We start from the raw sequence: 15913 nt of genomic DNA on the forward strand, positions 1-15913 counted from the left end.
TTTATCTGTGAAATGCGGTGAGTAGCCGCCATTGCCGTAACGCATAGAGGCGGCCGCACGCCGGCTGTCGTCATTAATCGGATACGGGATTATTGAGGGCGCCCGCGTACACCGATTAACTTGCCTGATACTTAAAAACTGTAGGTGCCCTGCGCCAGGACGAAGTTCATGTTTTTTAGCCCGGCATGGTGCTGCAGGCTGTTGCTGACGTCGAAGTAGACATAGGCCACCTTGAACTGAAGATCGCTGCGCGGTGTCCAGGTTGTTTCGACCTGATACTGGTTGCCGATAAAGCGCGAGCCCTGCGCGCTGCCTTTCACCGGGCGCATCGGCCCGAGGTAGAAGGCATCCTCGCGGCGTTGCCGCCATAGCGCGTCCCAGCTGAAGTCGATGGACAGGGTTTGCCACGGCGTGATCGTGACCGAAGGATGGATGGCGATCAGGTTCGCCGGCGCCACCAGCCCGTTCTCGGTCAGGTAGGGCAGCTTGGGGTACATGGCGTTAAAGGTATTGAGCTGTCCGTCGTGACCGTTTTTATCGCCGCTGGCGATGCCAATCTTGCCGCCGAAGCGCGGCCGCCAGCGCCAGTCGTTCGCCGTATAGCCGGCGTGCGCCGACGCCGACCAGGCGCGGATGTCGCGCTGTTCCGCGCTGCCGAACTGCCAGGCGGCCTCATTGTCCCAGTCGAAGCCCTGCGCCGCGCCGAAAATGCGCGCGCCGACGGTGTAGCGCCGCTCTTGCCCGCTGAGCTGCGCGTAGTGGGCGTCGTTATCTTCAAAGCCGAAGGTATAAAGATCGAGCGAGGAAGCCAGCGGCGTCAGCGGCGTGGTGCCGTACAGACCCCACACCTTTTGGCTGTTGTCGGTATCGTCGTCGAAACTGCCGGTCTTGAGCGTAATGGGGTGGCCGATAAAGGCGTCGAGGCGGTTTTTGTCCTTGACCCAACTGGCGCGGATAGCGTCGAAGGAGCGGCGCACGTTGGGGCCGTCGCGGGTGCCCAGCAGGTGCAGCGAGCCCAGGGCAATCTCCTGGCGGCCGATCCGCAGGGTGCCGAGGCCGTAGGCGGTGGGCAGTTTCATATCCACATAGCCCTGGCCGAGGTAGGCATGATCTTCGTCGGTCGGCTTGCGCCCGCGGTCGCGCGGCGTGGCCAGCGACGATCCCACCTGCACATAGGCGCCGACATAGTCGCCGTAGTCGAGGCGCGCGCCAACCAGCAAGCGCTGCATGAAGGTGTCGTCGCGTCCGCCGTTCAGATCCCGCTGATCCGTCCATTCATAGCGCTCGCGCAGTGAACCGTCGAAAGACAACGTGGCCGCATCGCCCAACGGGATGTTTTTCCAGGGGGAAGCGGCGGGCTCCACCGCCAGCGCGGGGAGCGTGGAGAACAGCAACAGTGCGGGTAGCGTGCGTTTCATCATGGATATCCGAAGAAAAAAGCGCGCCGCAGCGCGCCTTGGGTTTATTTAGCCGTCTGGTGAATTTCGGCGATATAGCCGCCGGGGAAGCTCACCAGCGCCGAGGCGCGGCGTTCCGCCGCCGTCGAATGCCACAGCACCTGCGCGCCGCTGGCCGTCGCTTTGGCCAGCGTGGCCGACAGATCGTCGACGCCATAGCCGGTGCGCTCATGGCCGAACGGATAAGGCAGATGCCCGTCGGTGACGAAAATGCGCGTTTTGCCGAAGCGGGAGTCCAGTTCGATCTGGCGGATCTTGCCGTTGCCGTTACGGCCGATCGCCGCATCGCTGACTTGCGCGTCGCTCGCCACCTTGGCGTGCGAGAACGCCTGGTAGCTTTTCAGGAAATCGTCGACGCGGTAGGCGGAGAGATACAGGCGGTTTTCCGGCACGCTCAGCAGCGGCTTGTAGTCAGGCGCTTTGGTGTGCCAATAAAGCTGCATGTTGACGCCGCCGGGCCACTGGATCACTGCGTCGCGGCCAATCGGATCGTCGAAGGGTTCGACCTGCACATCGGCGCCGGCGGCCTTGGCTTGCCGGATGGCGGCGTCCATATCCCTGACCAGAAAACCGTTGCGCTCAGCGCCAAACGGATGCGGGATCGGCGTTTTGAAATCGAACACCGAGAAGCTGCCGGCCGGCGTCAGTATCAGCTGGGAGTAGGTTTCGCTGGGCGTGGGCGTGACGTTGACCAGCACGCGTTCGGTGCGGGTGCCGCCGAAGGTTTTCAGGATGCTGTCGACAAAGGCATCCATCTTGCCGCGTTCGACGTAGACATGGGTGGTGTCATACTGCGGCCCTACGGCGACAGACGCCGTATCGGCCGCCCATGACATCGCCGGGAGCAGCAGCGCAAGGGCCGATATCCTCAGTCGACGAGAAGAAATGCCGATAATATGTTGCATGTTGACCTCCAGGTAGCGGTTATTTTCCTGAGTGAAGCGTAATTTTCCATGAGCTTTCCCGTCGGCTGAAAAATAAAAACCAGAAGCGCAATGCGCGCCGTGAAACATTAACGAAGGGCGAACGTCAGGCGCCCAGGCGAATATCGCGCAGGTGCATAACATCTATTTTTATGGCGTAAAACGATGGGGCGCCTTTGCCGGCCAAACCCGCTGCCGCTAAGGGACGGCGATGATGAGACCCGCCTCGCCGCGTGTTGAGGTGTATCGAGGATAATCCATAACGGTCATCTCCTTGATGGGATATATCGCATTAACGATGTGAGTTTACGCTCTTCATTGCCCTCTAAATATAAATACAGCATTAAAAGAATTGCCGCCCATCAAATTTTTATATGACTTGTTGAGTAAATACGAATAAGCGGGAAAAGAGAATATCGCGGCGCCTGACAGGGCTCGCCGAAGCAGGCCGTTGAGGGGGCTTACGCCAGGTTTGGGCGATCGTCGTAAGGGTTGTTGAGGTTCTTTGCGGGAAGGAACAGCGCGAAGATCAGCATCACATAGGGTGTGAAGCAGAACCAGGTCAGGCACCAACCACCGGAGTAACCCGCATCGTGCAAACGGCGCACATTGGCCGCTAGCATAGGCAGCAAAAACGCTGCGAGCGCGAAAATGGAAATCTCATTCATCTTGCTGGCGATAACAGCGAGATAAAGCAGAAACCAAACGTGCTGGCACAAAAGCAGCATTGAATAAGGCCCACGGCTTTCGCGACCTGAGTAGGTGAAGGTCTTTTTGTAACAGTTGAGTAGACTATTCAGGATTCTCGGTTGTTTAGACATTGCGTGCTGATTGTCCTGACTTGTTGACGAGCCATAGCGACGAACAGGTTAAAACCAGAGAAATAAGCGCTGGGCCAGCAAGGTTAAACTGTTCAATAGCAATTGCATCCATCGGGATTTTGTTGAGAGGTTCCAGGAACTTGCTCTTAAGTATCAAGATGACGAGAAGGTAGACGAAGTGGATACCCACCCAAGTGCTATAGATAACGGCATATCGTCTAACGGATTTTGATTTTTTTGTCAGTACGATCTGCGTCAGGATGATGACACCGCACAAAATGAAAATCCCGGCGGCCTTAAACTGGGTAACGACCGTTGCTGCAACGTCAGAAACAAACAATGTTTTCCCGGCAAAGTAGAGCTTTGCCATTGGGAGGTGCAGAAAATAACCAATAAAACCATAAATGACTATCAGACTAATGAACAGCATCGTTTTCTTCATTTTTTTAGCTCCTTGGCGCTGCTCAAGGATAACATCAAATTTTTCATTTCTAGTTCAGTACGAATCATTATCAGATTCTTGGTCGTCTTGTTGTATTTTGCCATTGCAGTAGGGGCTGATTGTCCACCGTTGCTCATAATGAATGAGACGTCTTTCCTGCCATAGAGCTTCATCTCTGGGATAGGATCTTGGCCATAAATGTAAGGTGTGGGTACGTTAATCTTATAGGATTTTCCTAAAAATTCGGGGAGGGGTGCTTTTGCTCCATCCAGAGGTGTTATTCTTGTTTCAAATCCGGCGAACTCCAGTGAATAGAGCGTGCTGCCCCCTTGTTTGTCTCTACTGACCAAGTCGTTGCCCATCAGTATCTTAAATTTTTCCCAAATGCCGAGCTGTGTATAGTCGATCTTTCGTCCCTCCCAAAAAACCTCTTGTTCCTTACGCAATTGGTAGACGTAGCGCTGGATTTGTACAGCAGAAGGAGAGAAGTGTCCTATGGACGGGAGTCCATTTTTGCTGAAAATTTGTTCTTTAATGATAAATATTCCTGTTTCTCCGTAAACATTAATATCGTCCATGATTACTCCTATTTTATTGATTTTTAATATTTTTAAATTGTCTTTGTATACATTTAATCGCCTAACCTATCATGGGGTTATAAATTTTATCAATCAGTTAGTCATTTTTATGTGTTGTGTCGTCGGTTTTTACCCTCAAATAAAAAAGCCCGCCGACTTACCGTGGCGGGCTTTGTGCTGTCGCTAAGTTACGCCAGATCGAAACGATCGAGGTTCATCACTTTGTTCCAGGCGGCGACGAAGTCGTGGGCGAACTTCTCTTGCCCGTCGGCGCTGCCGTAGACTTCGGCCAGCGCGCGCAGCTGCGCGTGCGAACCGAACACCAGATCGACGCGGGTGCCGGTCCATTTGACCGCGCCGCTGCGGCGATCGCGGCCTTCGAACAGGCCGTCTTCACCGACCGGGTGCCAGGTGGTGCCCATGTCGAGCAGGTTGACGAAGAAGTCGTTGGTCAGCGCCTGCGGGCGATGGGTGAACACGCCGTGCTGTGTGCCGCCGACGTTGGCGTCGAGCACGCGCAGCCCGCCGACCAGCACCGTCATTTCCGGCGCGGTCAGGGTCAACAGCTGCGCCTTGTCGACCAGCAGCGTTTCGGCCGGCACGCGGTATTTGCCCTTCAGGAAGTTGCGGAAACCGTCGGCGAGCGGCTCCATCGCCTCGAAGGAGTCCACGTCGGTCTGTTCCTGCGAGGCGTCCATGCGGCCCGGGGCGAACGGCACCGTCAGGGTGAAACCGGCGTTCTTCGCCGCCTGTTCCACGCCCGCCGCGCCGGCCAGCACGATCAGATCCGCCAGCGAGACGCGCTTGCCGCCGGTCTGCGCATCGTTGAAGGCGCGTTGGATGCTCTCCAGCTTGGCCAGCGTCGCGGCGAGCTGCGCAGGTTGGTTGACCGCCCAGTCCTTTTGCGGCGCCAGGCGAATGCGCGCGCCGTTGGCGCCACCGCGCTTGTCTGAGCCGCGGAAGCTGGAAGCGGAAGCCCAGGCGGTGGAGACCAGCGCCGACACCGACAGGCCGGAAGCCAGCACGGCGTTTTTCAGCGCGGCGATGTCCTGCTCATCGATCAGCGGATGATCGACCGCCGGGATCGGATCCTGCCAAATCAACGCTTCCTGCGGCACTTCCGGGCCGAGGTAGCGCGCGCGCGGCCCCATGTCGCGGTGGGTCAGCTTGAACCAGGCGCGGGCGAAGGCGTCGGCCAGCTCCTCCGGGTGCTCATAGAAGCGGCGCGAAATCTTCTCGTAGGCCGGATCGAAGCGCAGCGACAGGTCGGTGGTCAGCATGGTTGGGCGGCGTTTTTTGTTGGGATCGAAGGCGTCGGGAATGGTGTCACCGATGTCTTTCGCCACCCACTGGTGCGCGCCGGCCGGGCTTTGGCCCAGCTCCCATTCGTATTCGAACAGGTGGCGGAAGAAGTCGTGGTTCCACTGGGTCGGGGTGGTGGTCCAGGTGACTTCCAGGCCGCTGGTGATGGCGTCTTTGCCGACGCCGGAGCCGAAGGTGCTGTGCCAGCCGAGGCCCTGCGCTTCCAGTCCGGCGGCTTCCGGATCGGCGCCGACGTGAGACGCCGGGCCGGCGCCGTGGGTCTTGCCGAAGGTGTGGCCGCCGGCGATCAGCGCCACGGTTTCTTCGTCGTTCATCGCCATGCGGGCGAAGGTTTCACGGATGTCGCGCGCGGCGGCCACCGGATCGGGATTGCCGTCCGGGCCTTCCGGGTTGACGTAAATCAAGCCCATCTGCACCGCCGCCAGCGGGTTTTCCAGATCGCGGTCGCCCGAGTAGCGGCTGTTCGGCCCGCCGCTCAGTTCCAGCCAGATCTTCTCAGAGCCCCAGTAGACGTCGTCCGGCTCCCAGGTGTCGGCGCGGCCGCCGGCGTAGCCGAAGGTTTTGAAGCCCATCGATTCCAGCGCCACGTTGCCGGTCAGGATAATCAGGTCGGCCCAGGAGATGTTGCGGCCGTATTTCTGCTTGATAGGCCACAGCAAACGGCGCGCCTTGTCGAGGCTGACGTTGTCCGGCCAGCTGTTGAGCGGGGCGAAGCGCTGCTGGCCTTCGCCTGCGCCGCCGCGGCCGTCGCCGATGCGGTAGGTGCCGGCGCTGTGCCAGGCCATGCGGATGAACAGGCCGCCGTAGTGGCCGAAGTCCGCCGGCCACCATTCCTGCGAGTCGGTCATCAGGGCGTGCAGATCCTGTTTGACCGCCGCCAGATCGAGGCTGTTGAAGGCATCGGCGTAGTTGAAGTCTTTATCCATCGGATCGGACAGGGGGGAGTGCTGGTGCAGCGGTTTCAGGCTGAGCTGATTAGGCCACCAATCCTGATTGGTGGGGCCGTTCTGCGGTGCGGGCTGCTTGCCGCCCGAAAACGGGCATTTGCTTTCAGTTGTCATAATGCGCTCTCTGCTTCCGTAAAGATGCTCCAGCCGCCGGGCGTGGAGCGGTTAACAAGGCATGCGGGTAAGGCTTGCGTCGGGTGTTGCGCTAAATAACTGAACTCAATCGATTTACGTCACCCTCGCCGCCAACGGGCAAAGGGGGACATAGGGCTAAGCTTAGTCAGCGGCGGCGGAGAGATAAAATAGGAATGAGTGAATATTGTGATAGCTTGCGGCGATTTATGGGTGTGCTATTGATAGTCAACACGCCGCGTTATCGGCGCCGCAACATGAACGCGAGCACCGCGTCCGCCAGCTTGCCGAACGGCGCGCGCAGCAGGTCGGTAAAGCGCCAGCGGCTCTGGATGAAAACGCCTTTGGCGTGGCTCAGCGCCCGAAATCCTTCGATGCCGTGACAGGCCCCCATGCCGCTGGGGCCGATGCCGCCGAACGGCAGATCGTCCTGGGCGAAGTGCAGCAGGGTGGCGTTGATGCTGACGTTGCCGGAGGCGGTGCGCGCCAGCAGCCGGTCCCGATCCTCGCCCGGCGGGCCGAAGTAGTAGAGCGCGAGCGGGCGGGGCGCGGCGTTGATAACGTCGATCGTTTCATCAAAGGCGGCGTAGGTGCGCACCGGCAGCAGCGGCCCGAAGATCTCTTCTTGCATGATCGCGCTGTCATCGGGGGCGCCGACGATAAGCGTAGGGGCCAGCGTGTTCGGCCGTTCAGACGCCGAGTCCGGGCGGTGGCCGACCGGATGGAGTTGCGCGCCGCGCGCCTGTGCGTCGGCAAGCAGCGCTTGCAAGCGGTGGTAGTGCCTGTCGTTGATGATGGCGCCGTAGTCGTCGCCGGTTGGCCCGTCGGGATAAAAGCTTTTAACCGCCGCGTCATAGAGCGCCATGAAGCTTGCCAGATCGTCCTGATGAACCAGCAGGTAATCGGGCGCGATACAGGTTTGGCCCGCGTTCGACAGCTTGCCGAACGCCACGCTCTTGACGTTTCTGGCGTTAACCGCGCCGCGCGCCATGACGGCAGGGCTTTTACCGCCCAGTTCGAGCGTTAACGGCACCAGATGTTTGCCGGCCGCCTGCATGACCTGACGGCCGATCGCCGTGCTGCCGGTGAACACCAGATGGTCGAACGCCAGCTCGCTGAATCTGGCCCCGACGTCCGGCCCGCCGGTCACGACGGCGACCTCATCGGCGGGAAACAGCGCCGCCAGCATCGTTTCGATGAGGCGGCTGGTATGCGGCGTGAGCTCCGAAGGTTTCAGCATCACGCGGTTGCCGGCGGCCAGGGCGGTGGCCAGCGGGATGAAGGTCAACGAAAACGGGTAGTTCCACGGCGCCATGATGCCAATCACGCCCTTGGGCTGATATTGCACATAGGCGCGTGCGGCCTGATACGGCAGGGCGACGTGGCGGCGCTCCGGCTTCATGAAGCGTTTCAGGTTGCGCAGCAGGTAATCGATCGCCTGAACGGTGACCAGAATCTCCAGAATGTCGGTTTCGTAAGGCGAACGGTGGCCGAAGTCCGCGCTGACGGCCGCCGCCAGCGCGGCGCGCTGGGCCAGAATGGCGCTCCGCAAGCGGCGCAGGGCGGCCTTGCGCTGTTGCATCGTCGGCGCGCCGTCGCGCAGGAAGGCGTGGCGCTGGGCGGCAAGCCGCGGCGCCATCGTCATGAGGATGTCATCTCCCTGCACTTGAATTCTCCTGATGCCGAGTGAAAGCGGGAATGCGGTTTGCCGAATGGGGTTTGACCTTAAAGTGAACTTTAAACCTATACTCGTTAAACGATCAACGCAAGATCGTCGGCCAACCGGGATGAGGGAGCCAGAGATCCCGGCGCCGTGCGCAGTATAAACCTTCTTTTTTAACCAGAGTGTAAATGGGAGAAACGACATGGGTTATGTAACGACCAGCGATGGCGTCGAGATTTTCTACAAGGATTGGGGCCCAAAAAACGGCAAGGTTATCTACTTCCACCACGGCTGGCCGCTGTCCAGCGATGACTGGGATGCCCAGATGCTGTTCTTCGTGAACAAAGGGTTCCGCGTGGTTGCGCACGATCGTCGCGGCCACGGCCGCTCCAGCCAGGTGTGGGAAGGGCACGACATGGATCACTACGCCGATGATGTCGCCGCGGTGGTAAAACACCTCGGCGTACAGGGCGCCATGCACGTGGGCCACTCGACCGGCGGCGGTGAGGTGGTGCGCTACATCGTGCGCCACGGCGAGGACAAGGTGTCCAAAGCGGTGCTGATCAGCGCAGTGCCGCCGCTGATGGTGAAAACGGACAGTAACCCGCAGGGCACCCCAAAATCGGTATTCGATGATTTCCAGGCGCAGCTGGCCGCCAACCGGGCGCAATTCTATTACGACGTGCCCGCCGGCCCGTTCTACGGCTATAACCGTCCGGGCGCCAAACCGTCGGAGGCCATTATCTGGAACTGGTGGCGGCAGGGCATGATGGGCGGCGCCAAGGCGCACTATGACGGCATCGTCGCCTTCTCGCAGACCGATTTCACCGAAGATCTCAAGAAGATTGCCATTCCGGTGCTGGTGATCCACGGCGACGACGACCAGGTGGTGCCTTATCAGGATTCCGGCGCGCTGTCGGCCAAGCTGGTGCAAAACGGCACGCTCCATACCTATAAGGGCGCGCCGCACGGCATACCGACCACCCATGCCGATCAGGTCAACGCCGATCTGCTGGCGTTCGTGAACAGTTAAGCGCGAACAAGCACTTTTGCTCCGCCCTGAGTGGGCGGAGTTTTTTTCATTGCGATGAGGAACGCCAATGCAAACGATCCTGGGCGCCAGTGGCCAGATCGCCCAAGAGCTGGCGCGTGAACTGAAGCGCGCGTACACCGATGATTTAAGATTGGTCAGCCGCAACCCGAGGAAGGTCAACGACAGCGATACGCTGGTCGCGGCCGACCTGCTCGATGCACAGCAGACCCTGGCGGCGGTGAAGGGCAGCGACGTGGTGTATTTCGCCGCCGGCCTGCCGCCGGATTCGGCGCTGTGGGAGCGGCAATTTCCGACCATGCTGCAGAATGCGTTGGACGCCAGCCGTACCGCGGGCGTGCCCTTTGTTTATTTCGACAATACCTATATGTATCCGCAGAACGGCGAGCCGCAGACGGAATCGACGCCGTTCGCGCCTCGGGGGCGCAAGGGACGGGTGCGCGCCCTGATGACCGAGAAGGTGCTCGACGAGATGGAGCGCAAGCAGATCCCCGTGCTGATCGGCCGTGCGCCCGAGTTTTATGGGCCGGGAAAAACGCAGAGCTTCACCAATGCGCTGATCGTCGACAGGCTGAAAGCGGGGGAAAAACCGCGCGTGCCGGTTCGCGACGACAGGCTGCGCACGCTGATCTGGACGCCCGACGCCAGCCGTGGGTTAGCCCGGCTCGGCAATACGCCCGACGCGTTCGGCCAGACGTGGCATCTCCCGTGCTGCGACGAGCGGCTCACCTATGCGCAGTTCGCCGCGTTGGCCTGCGAGGTGTTTGGGAAGGACATTTCATATTCCGTTATCGGCAAATGGGCGTTGATCGCCGCGGGGTTGGTTTCGTCCGGGGCGCGAGAGATGCGCGAGCTGCTGCCGCGCTACGAGCACGATAACCTGTTCGACTCGACCAAGTTCAAACAGCGTTTTCCCGACTTCGCCGTCACGACGTATCGCGCCGGGCTGGAAACGATTTGGCGGGAGTGGAAAAACGCGCAAGCGCCGCGCTGAGGCGTCCGTCGCGCCATGAGCAGGCGCATTCGGCACCCTGTCATCACTCTGCCCTCATGATCCTCTCGCACCGTCTCGATCGGCGCGAGCGAGCCTCGCCCTTCACCGGGCGGGGCTTTTTATTGGCTGCGGCAGCGCGTCACCAGTGATAGCTGATGCCCATATCGAGTTTGTCCGACGCATCGACGCCGGGGGCGTGCCGAGAAAGGTTATTGAATTCATAGTTAATAAACACCTGCATGTTGCTATTGAGCAACCAGGTCACGCCCAACTCCTCGTAGTTCAATAAGTCGGTGTTGCGGCCTGCCCGGGCCTGTATCAAACGGGTATAGCCGATGTTGGGCTGAATATGGTCCGTCAGCCGGTATTTGGCGAGCGCTTCATAACTGGACGCCGAGCCGCGGTTAGCGGTTTGTTGCGGGCTGATGGCGTTGTCGCTTTGGGTGAACACGGCCGCGAGATAGATTTTTTTCGACGCATAGAGAACCCCCTCGGCCAGCGTATCGATGCGCCGACGATAGCCGGCGGCGCGTTGCTGCCGCTGCGTGGTTTGAGACGCCGAAGCGGCGGCGATGAGGCTGAGCGTCGGCGTCAGCACATAGCGGAAGGAGGCGCCGAACCCGTTGCCGTTTTGTTTGCCCAGCGCCTGTCGATCGTCGCCGTCTTTGAACTGATACTGCAGCGCGAGGGCGGCGTGCCGCTGAAACAGGCTGAAAGGTTTGCGGTAAGTGAGCAGGTTGTGCGCCCGGCCGCGCATAAAGTTGTCGATGTAGTTGTAGGCCATTTCTCTGAACAGCGGGGAGCGATCGGTCAGGGCGGTCACATCATAGAGCACGCCCCAGTTGCGGCCGATATCGAGGCTGCCCAGAGCGGCGTTCTGCACGCCGAGGTAGGCGAGCCGGGTGCTGTTTCGGGTGGCGTCGGCGAAGCTGACGGTATATTCCCAATGGGCGTAGGCCCGCCAGCGCGGCGCGATCTTTTTTTGCCGATCAGGCCGAAATAGAGATAGCTGCGGTCGCCGTCGTCGCGTTCGCTTTGGCCGCTGTAGCGTCTGGCGATAATCGTGCCGTAGAAATTCAGGCTGCTGTGTTGCGATACCGTCAGCGGCACGGCGAAGGCGCTGCGCGGCAACAGGGCCAGCAGCGGGAGCCACAGGCTCGCCGAAAAAGCGCGAGGATTGCATTTTATCATGATGACGCCGTCCCTGTGCGCGGCAAGCCGGCCGGCTTGCCGTCCTGGTGAAGCTTAAGCGTGCGTGACGTGTTTAAAGTAGCTGACGATCCCCTGCGTGATGGCGGTGGCGATTTTATTTCGGAATGCAGGGGTGCCCAGCAGCCTTTCTTCCTCGGGGTTGGTGATGAACGAGGTTTCCACCAATACCGAAGGAATGTACGGGGATTTCAACACCACGAAGGCCGCCTGTTCGGTATTTTTGGCATGCAAATGATGGATGGGCGCAATATGTTGGATCAGGTGCGAGCCCAGCGTCAGGCTTTCTTTGATGGTTTCCGTTTGTTCCAAATCAAACAGTATCTTCTGCAAATAGCGATCTTTCTTGATGACGTGGGGGCCGGCGAGATCGTCCGCCGCGTTTTCACTGTTCGATAAGTATTTCGCCATCGCGCTGCTGGCGCCCTTAGTGGAAAGCGCAAAGACCGAAGCGCCGCAGGCGCTGGGGCAGGTAAAGCCGTCGGCGTGAATCGACATGAAAAGATCCGCGCCGTGCCGGTGCGCGATCTCCACTCGATCGTACAGCGGAATAAAAACGTCGCTGTCGCGCGTCAGGCGGGCATCGATGCCGTGTCGATCGAGCTGCGCCCGCACGTTTCTGGCGATCGCCAGAACGACATGTTTTTCCAGCGAACCGGTGTGGCCAATGGCGCCGGAGTCGATGCCGCCATGGCCGGGATCCAACATGACCAGGAATCGTTTTCGCGCACCCTGAGGGCCCGCCTGTTTTTTGGGGCGTGGCAAGCCGTGGGCGCTAGCCAGCGGAGAAACGGCGCTATTGAGCGCCAGAGCCGCCAGCCCGGCCAGCATCATTCTGCGGCGGGACAAGCGCGTGTTCAAAAGGTCCTTCTTAGCCATAAGGTTAACCCGCATAAAGGGAAGGTTGATTTGTTATAACATAACAATTTATGCCGGCATCATCGTTGTCTGTTAGCGCCTGTTACTTTTAATGTCATTCTATAAATCAACCGGTTTTTTATACCGAGTATGGTTATTTAATTGGGTATTTATATTGTGATTTATTTGTATTGCATTTGTTAATTCTTATTTTGAAACACTATGCAATCCAATATTTCAAATGAGATTTATTACCATCCAGTAATGATATGTTATAACGTAATTACAAAAATTGATAAAAACGGCGTCTTTGCCGCCGGCATGCCGGCATAAAGACACCCACGTTTTTGGAGCGTTAACATGACTTTTAAACACCAGGAAAAAGAGACGCTAAATCTATTCGCGGTTCTCGCCGTCTCGTTAAGCACGGTCATCGCCATGCTCGACAGCACCATCGCCAACGTAGCGCTGCCGGTGATCGCGAAAGATTTCGCCGTTTCCGAATCGGCTTCCATCATGATTATCAATGCCTACCAGTTTGCCGTCGTCGCGTCGTTGATGCCCTTTGCGGCGCTGGGCAGAGCGGTGGGCAATAAAAAAATCTTTATGGCCGGGGTGGTGCTGTTTGCTTTCTCCTCGTTGGGTTGCGCGCTTTCCGACACGCTGGCGATGCTGACGGCGTTCCGAGTGATACAGGGCTTCGGCGCGGCGGCGGTGCTCAGCGTCAATGCGGCGCTGATCAAGGAGATCTACCCGGCAAGGCTGCTGGGGCGCGGCCTGGGGATTAACGTGATGGTGGTGTCGGTTTCCGCCGCCGCCGGGCCGTCCATCGCCTCGGCGATACTTTCTCAAACGAGCTGGAACTGGCTGTTCACCATCAATGTTCCCATCGCCTGCCTGTCGCTGCTGCTGAGCATGATATTTCTGGGCTCCCGCGAGCGGCGCAGCGTTGGCTTCGACAGCGGGGGCGCCCTGTTGGTGTTTGTGCTGTTTATCGCTTTCTCGCTCAGCACGATGAGCATGACCACCCGCCATCTGCCGGCGGCGGCGCTGAGCTTTGCGGTATTCGCCGGACTGGCCGGGTGGCTGTACATCAATCAGAAAAGAAAGGCCAACGCCGCGCTGATCCCGGTCGCGATGCTGCATAACCCGACGCTGTCATTGTCTTTGCTGATGTCGATGCTGTCTTACAGCACCCAGCTTTTGGCTTTTGTATCGCTGCCTTTTTATTTCCACAATGTCCTGCAAAGAAACGTGGTGGAAATCGGTCTGCTGCTGACTGCCTGGCCGCTGGCCACCATGGTGTCGTCGTTGATTTCCGGCGATTTGACCAAGAAATACGATCCCAATCTCGTCGCCCTGTCAGGCCTCGCCTGCTTGTTGGCCGGCATGCTGCTGATGGCCAACCTGCCGGGCGATCCGTCGAATGGGGCGATCGTATGGCGCGTGGCGCTGTGCGGCATCGGTTTCGGCCTGTTTCAATCACCGAACAACCTGCTGATCATGACTTCGGTCTCTCATGAAAACAGCAGCATCGCTAGCGGTCTGTTGGGCAGTTCCCGGTTGATTGGGCAAATCGTCGGTTCGGCGTTAGTGGCGATTTTCTTCAATATGCGCGGCGCGCAAGCGACGACTATCAGCTTAATGGCGGGGGCGGCGTTCTCGTTTCTCTCTCTGGCCGTGAGCTATATGCGCTTCAAGTCCGCCGTTACGTTAAAAACCAGTAAATAAGCACGTTCGAGGTTTCCCATGCGATTCATCCACCTGGTGCCGCTCATTATCGGGATGGCGGCGTTTTCCCTCAGCGGCTGCTCGACCTACCACGACGTGGCGCTGCAACAAAAAGAGGCGGGGCTCAATAGCCCGTATTATCTGTTGCAGCCGCCGGTGTATGTCGGCGATCGGCTGAAATACGGCCTGAAGGACGGCAGCGGCGGCGAGCTGACGGTTGCGAAGGTTGAACCGAAAGACATCGTTGCCGACAGCGGAAAAATCATTCCCCTGTCGCAACTCTCTTTCCTGCAGCGAAAAGAGATTTCCGAAGGAAAAACCGCCGCGTTGGTCGGCGGCGGCGCGGTCGCCACCGCGGCGATCGTTTTCGTTGCCGGGATCACCATCATGGCCGCCGGCATCGCCGCCTCGGCCTGACACCATTCATCGACGCGCGCCATTGCGCATGCGCGCAGGAGGCCTCATGGCCGTAAAACTGACATTCATCGCCACCGCCTTGCTGGCGATAGCCGCTTTGCCGATGCTGCCTTGCGCCGGCGCCAGCCAGCCGGAAGCGGCCGCGCTGCCGCAGAGCGCGGCGGCGCAAACGCTGCCCGGCAGCTATCCGCGGATCGTTATCACCGGCAACTGCCCCTTCGGCGTGATCCTGGCCAACGAGGCGGCCTATCGGCACGTCGTCGGCGTCGGCCCCTGGGCATTCATGCATGCCGATATGCATGTGTTGAAAGACATGAAGCCTGACATCGGCAGGATCACGTCCGATTTCATCAATAAGGACTATCGGGTCAACATGGAGTCGTTAATGAATCTGCGGCCCGACATCATTTATTACTACGGCAAAAGCCAGGACGATCGGCTGGAAAGGGCGGGCGTGATGACGGTCGATCTGGACGCCGGCGGGAAGACCAAATACCAGCCGATGGTCACCCAGGTGTATTGGGAAAATACCTTCGCCGACACCCTCGGCCTGCCGCGCACGCATAAATTCAAAGACGCCTGGGAAAGGACCCTGAAGCAGATCCGCCCCTATGCCGCAGCCATCCGCGCGCAGCACGTCAGGGCGTTATATCTGGAAGAAAGCGACGGCAGGCAGTTGAAGGTGAGCGGCCCGCACACCTACGGCGACACCTATCTGAAAATGGCCGGCATGGATAACGTCGCCGGGGATTTGCCGGTGAAGGGCGATGCCGGCAGATACATCAACGTGTCGATGGAGCAGATCATGGCCTGGGATCCGGATGTGATTTTCGTGGTGTTCGGCAGCGCAAAAGCGCTGCTGCACGGGGGGATCCCCGGCCAGGCGTGGGAGACGCTCAGGGCGGTGAAAAACGGCAAGGTTTTCTCGACGCCGGTGGGCATTCACAACTGGGGGGGCCTGTCGGCGGAAACGTCACTGTTGCCGCTGTTCATGATCAACCGATACGCGCCCGAAGACATTAGCGACAAGACGCTGCGGCAGGAGACGCGTCGTTATTATCAGACGATGTTCTCCTACGCGATCCCGGACCGGTTGCTGGATGAGGTGCTGGCGCAACGCTAGCGCCACGGTTGAATAGCGTTAATCCATTGGAGGAGCTTGGGGATGCCGGGCAGAGGAAAATATGCGGCGATCATGGCGGGATTGTTCATTTCGCTGTGTGCAGTCGCCTTCGCATCGCTGTTTGCCGGCCGCTACGCCTTGTCGGCCCATGATGTGGCGCAGATTTTATGGCAGGGGAACATGCCGGGGGAAAACCAGGCCCGCTATTCGGTGATTTTTAACCTGCGCGCGCGCGGGTAGTGGC

Annotated in this window: 15 protein-coding genes; 6 read left to right on the plus strand and 9 right to left on the minus strand. The window is 59.2% G+C overall.

What is annotated here, in order from left to right:
• Positions 1–131 precede the first annotated feature (131 nt).
• The 7 genes from ITX55_RS20610 to ITX55_RS20640 form a co-directional block, all read right to left on the minus strand.
• Positions 132–1421: an alginate export family protein gene (locus ITX55_RS20610; RefSeq protein WP_108681450.1), complete on the minus strand. Its 1290-nt coding sequence runs from the start codon at positions 1419–1421 to the stop codon at positions 132–134.
• 41 nt (positions 1422–1462) lie between these two features.
• Positions 1463–2362 (minus strand): VOC family protein, encoded by a 900-nt coding sequence (locus tag ITX55_RS20615; protein WP_223524781.1) that lies wholly within the window; start codon positions 2360–2362, stop codon positions 1463–1465.
• Positions 2363–2841: 479 nt separating this feature from the next.
• Complete coding sequence (locus ITX55_RS20620) at positions 2842–3201, minus strand: DUF805 domain-containing protein (protein WP_046896410.1); 360 nt, start codon at positions 3199–3201, stop codon at positions 2842–2844.
• Positions 3194–3643 (minus strand): hypothetical protein, encoded by a 450-nt coding sequence (locus tag ITX55_RS20625; protein WP_108681446.1) that lies wholly within the window; start codon positions 3641–3643, stop codon positions 3194–3196. The genes ITX55_RS20620 and ITX55_RS20625 overlap by 8 nt, the downstream gene beginning before the upstream one ends.
• Positions 3640–4221 (minus strand): hypothetical protein, encoded by a 582-nt coding sequence (locus ITX55_RS20630; RefSeq protein ID WP_055312014.1) that lies wholly within the window; start codon positions 4219–4221, stop codon positions 3640–3642. Before ITX55_RS20630 ends, ITX55_RS20625 begins: the two co-directional genes overlap by 4 nt.
• Positions 4222–4409: 188 nt before the next feature.
• Positions 4410–6605: a catalase/peroxidase HPI gene (gene katG, locus ITX55_RS20635; protein WP_108681444.1), complete on the minus strand. Its 2196-nt coding sequence runs from the start codon at positions 6603–6605 to the stop codon at positions 4410–4412.
• A 259-nt stretch (positions 6606–6864) separates the two neighbouring features.
• Entirely contained in the window at positions 6865–8268 is a 1404-nt protein-coding gene (locus ITX55_RS20640; protein WP_232094309.1) for a coniferyl aldehyde dehydrogenase, read from the minus strand.
• A gap of 220 nt (positions 8269–8488) precedes the next feature.
• On the opposite strand from ITX55_RS20640, the gene ITX55_RS20645 reads away from it, so the two are divergent.
• Complete coding sequence (locus ITX55_RS20645; RefSeq protein WP_033643735.1) at positions 8489–9319, plus strand: alpha/beta fold hydrolase; 831 nt, start codon at positions 8489–8491, stop codon at positions 9317–9319.
• Positions 9320–9386: 67 nt separating this feature from the next.
• Positions 9387–10331, plus strand: a complete 945-nt coding sequence (locus tag ITX55_RS20650; RefSeq protein WP_046687430.1) for an NAD-dependent epimerase/dehydratase family protein — start codon at positions 9387–9389, stop codon at positions 10329–10331.
• Between the two features lie 139 nt (positions 10332–10470).
• Here the strand turns inward: ITX55_RS20650 and ITX55_RS20655 are convergent, their stop codons facing one another.
• Entirely contained in the window at positions 10471–11514 is a 1044-nt protein-coding gene (locus ITX55_RS20655) for a porin (protein WP_255612411.1), read from the minus strand.
• A 62-nt stretch (positions 11515–11576) separates the two neighbouring features.
• Positions 11577–12419 carry an N-acetylmuramoyl-L-alanine amidase AmiA gene (gene amiA / locus ITX55_RS20660; RefSeq protein ID WP_033643732.1) on the minus strand — a complete coding sequence of 281 codons (843 nt, stop codon included), beginning with the start codon at positions 12417–12419 and terminating at the stop codon, positions 11577–11579.
• A gap of 339 nt (positions 12420–12758) precedes the next feature.
• Between amiA and ITX55_RS20665 the strand changes: the two genes are divergently transcribed.
• The 4 genes from ITX55_RS20665 to ITX55_RS24120 are packed head-to-tail and all read left to right on the plus strand — an operon-like array spanning position 12759 to position 15909.
• Entirely contained in the window at positions 12759–14129 is a 1371-nt protein-coding gene (locus tag ITX55_RS20665) for an MFS transporter (protein ID WP_033643731.1), read from the plus strand.
• An 18-nt stretch (positions 14130–14147) separates the two neighbouring features.
• Positions 14148–14546 (plus strand): hypothetical protein, encoded by a 399-nt coding sequence (locus ITX55_RS20670; RefSeq protein ID WP_223524788.1) that lies wholly within the window; start codon positions 14148–14150, stop codon positions 14544–14546.
• 46 nt (positions 14547–14592) lie between these two features.
• Positions 14593–15669, plus strand: coding sequence for an ABC transporter substrate-binding protein (locus tag ITX55_RS20675; protein ID WP_223524790.1), 1077 nt, complete (start codon positions 14593–14595; stop codon positions 15667–15669).
• A 42-nt stretch (positions 15670–15711) separates the two neighbouring features.
• On the plus strand, positions 15712–15909 hold the full coding sequence (locus tag ITX55_RS24120; RefSeq protein WP_255612412.1) for a hypothetical protein: 198 nt from the start codon (positions 15712–15714) through the stop codon (positions 15907–15909).
• Positions 15910–15913: the final 4 nt, after the last annotated feature.

The sequence above is a fragment of the Serratia sp. EWG9 genome, from assembly GCF_019913725.1.
Classification (GTDB): domain Bacteria; phylum Pseudomonadota; class Gammaproteobacteria; order Enterobacterales; family Enterobacteriaceae; genus Serratia; species Serratia ureilytica.

Coding starts and splice junctions, on each gene's coding strand:
- ITX55_RS20610 (WP_108681450.1), bottom strand. CDS start 1,421: ATGATGAAACGCACGCTACCCGCACTGTTGCTGTTCTCCACGCTCCCC.
- ITX55_RS20615 (WP_223524781.1), bottom strand. CDS start 2,362: ATGCAACATATTATCGGCATTTCTTCTCGTCGACTGAGGATATCGGCC.
- ITX55_RS20620 (WP_046896410.1), bottom strand. CDS start 3,201: ATGTCTAAACAACCGAGAATCCTGAATAGTCTACTCAACTGTTACAAA.
- ITX55_RS20625 (WP_108681446.1), bottom strand. CDS start 3,643: ATGAAGAAAACGATGCTGTTCATTAGTCTGATAGTCATTTATGGTTTT.
- ITX55_RS20630 (WP_055312014.1), bottom strand. CDS start 4,221: ATGGACGATATTAATGTTTACGGAGAAACAGGAATATTTATCATTAAA.
- katG (WP_108681444.1), bottom strand. CDS start 6,605: ATGACAACTGAAAGCAAATGCCCGTTTTCGGGCGGCAAGCAGCCCGCA.
- ITX55_RS20640 (WP_232094309.1), bottom strand. CDS start 8,268: ATGACGATGGCGCCGCGGCTTGCCGCCCAGCGCCACGCCTTCCTGCGC.
- ITX55_RS20645 (WP_033643735.1), top strand. CDS start 8,489: ATGGGTTATGTAACGACCAGCGATGGCGTCGAGATTTTCTACAAGGAT.
- ITX55_RS20650 (WP_046687430.1), top strand. CDS start 9,387: ATGCAAACGATCCTGGGCGCCAGTGGCCAGATCGCCCAAGAGCTGGCG.
- ITX55_RS20655 (WP_255612411.1), bottom strand. CDS start 11,514: ATGCAATCCTCGCGCTTTTTCGGCGAGCCTGTGGCTCCCGCTGCTGGC.
- amiA (WP_033643732.1), bottom strand. CDS start 12,419: ATGGCTAAGAAGGACCTTTTGAACACGCGCTTGTCCCGCCGCAGAATG.
- ITX55_RS20665 (WP_033643731.1), top strand. CDS start 12,759: ATGACTTTTAAACACCAGGAAAAAGAGACGCTAAATCTATTCGCGGTT.
- ITX55_RS20670 (WP_223524788.1), top strand. CDS start 14,148: ATGCGATTCATCCACCTGGTGCCGCTCATTATCGGGATGGCGGCGTTT.
- ITX55_RS20675 (WP_223524790.1), top strand. CDS start 14,593: ATGGCCGTAAAACTGACATTCATCGCCACCGCCTTGCTGGCGATAGCC.
- ITX55_RS24120 (WP_255612412.1), top strand. CDS start 15,712: ATGCCGGGCAGAGGAAAATATGCGGCGATCATGGCGGGATTGTTCATT.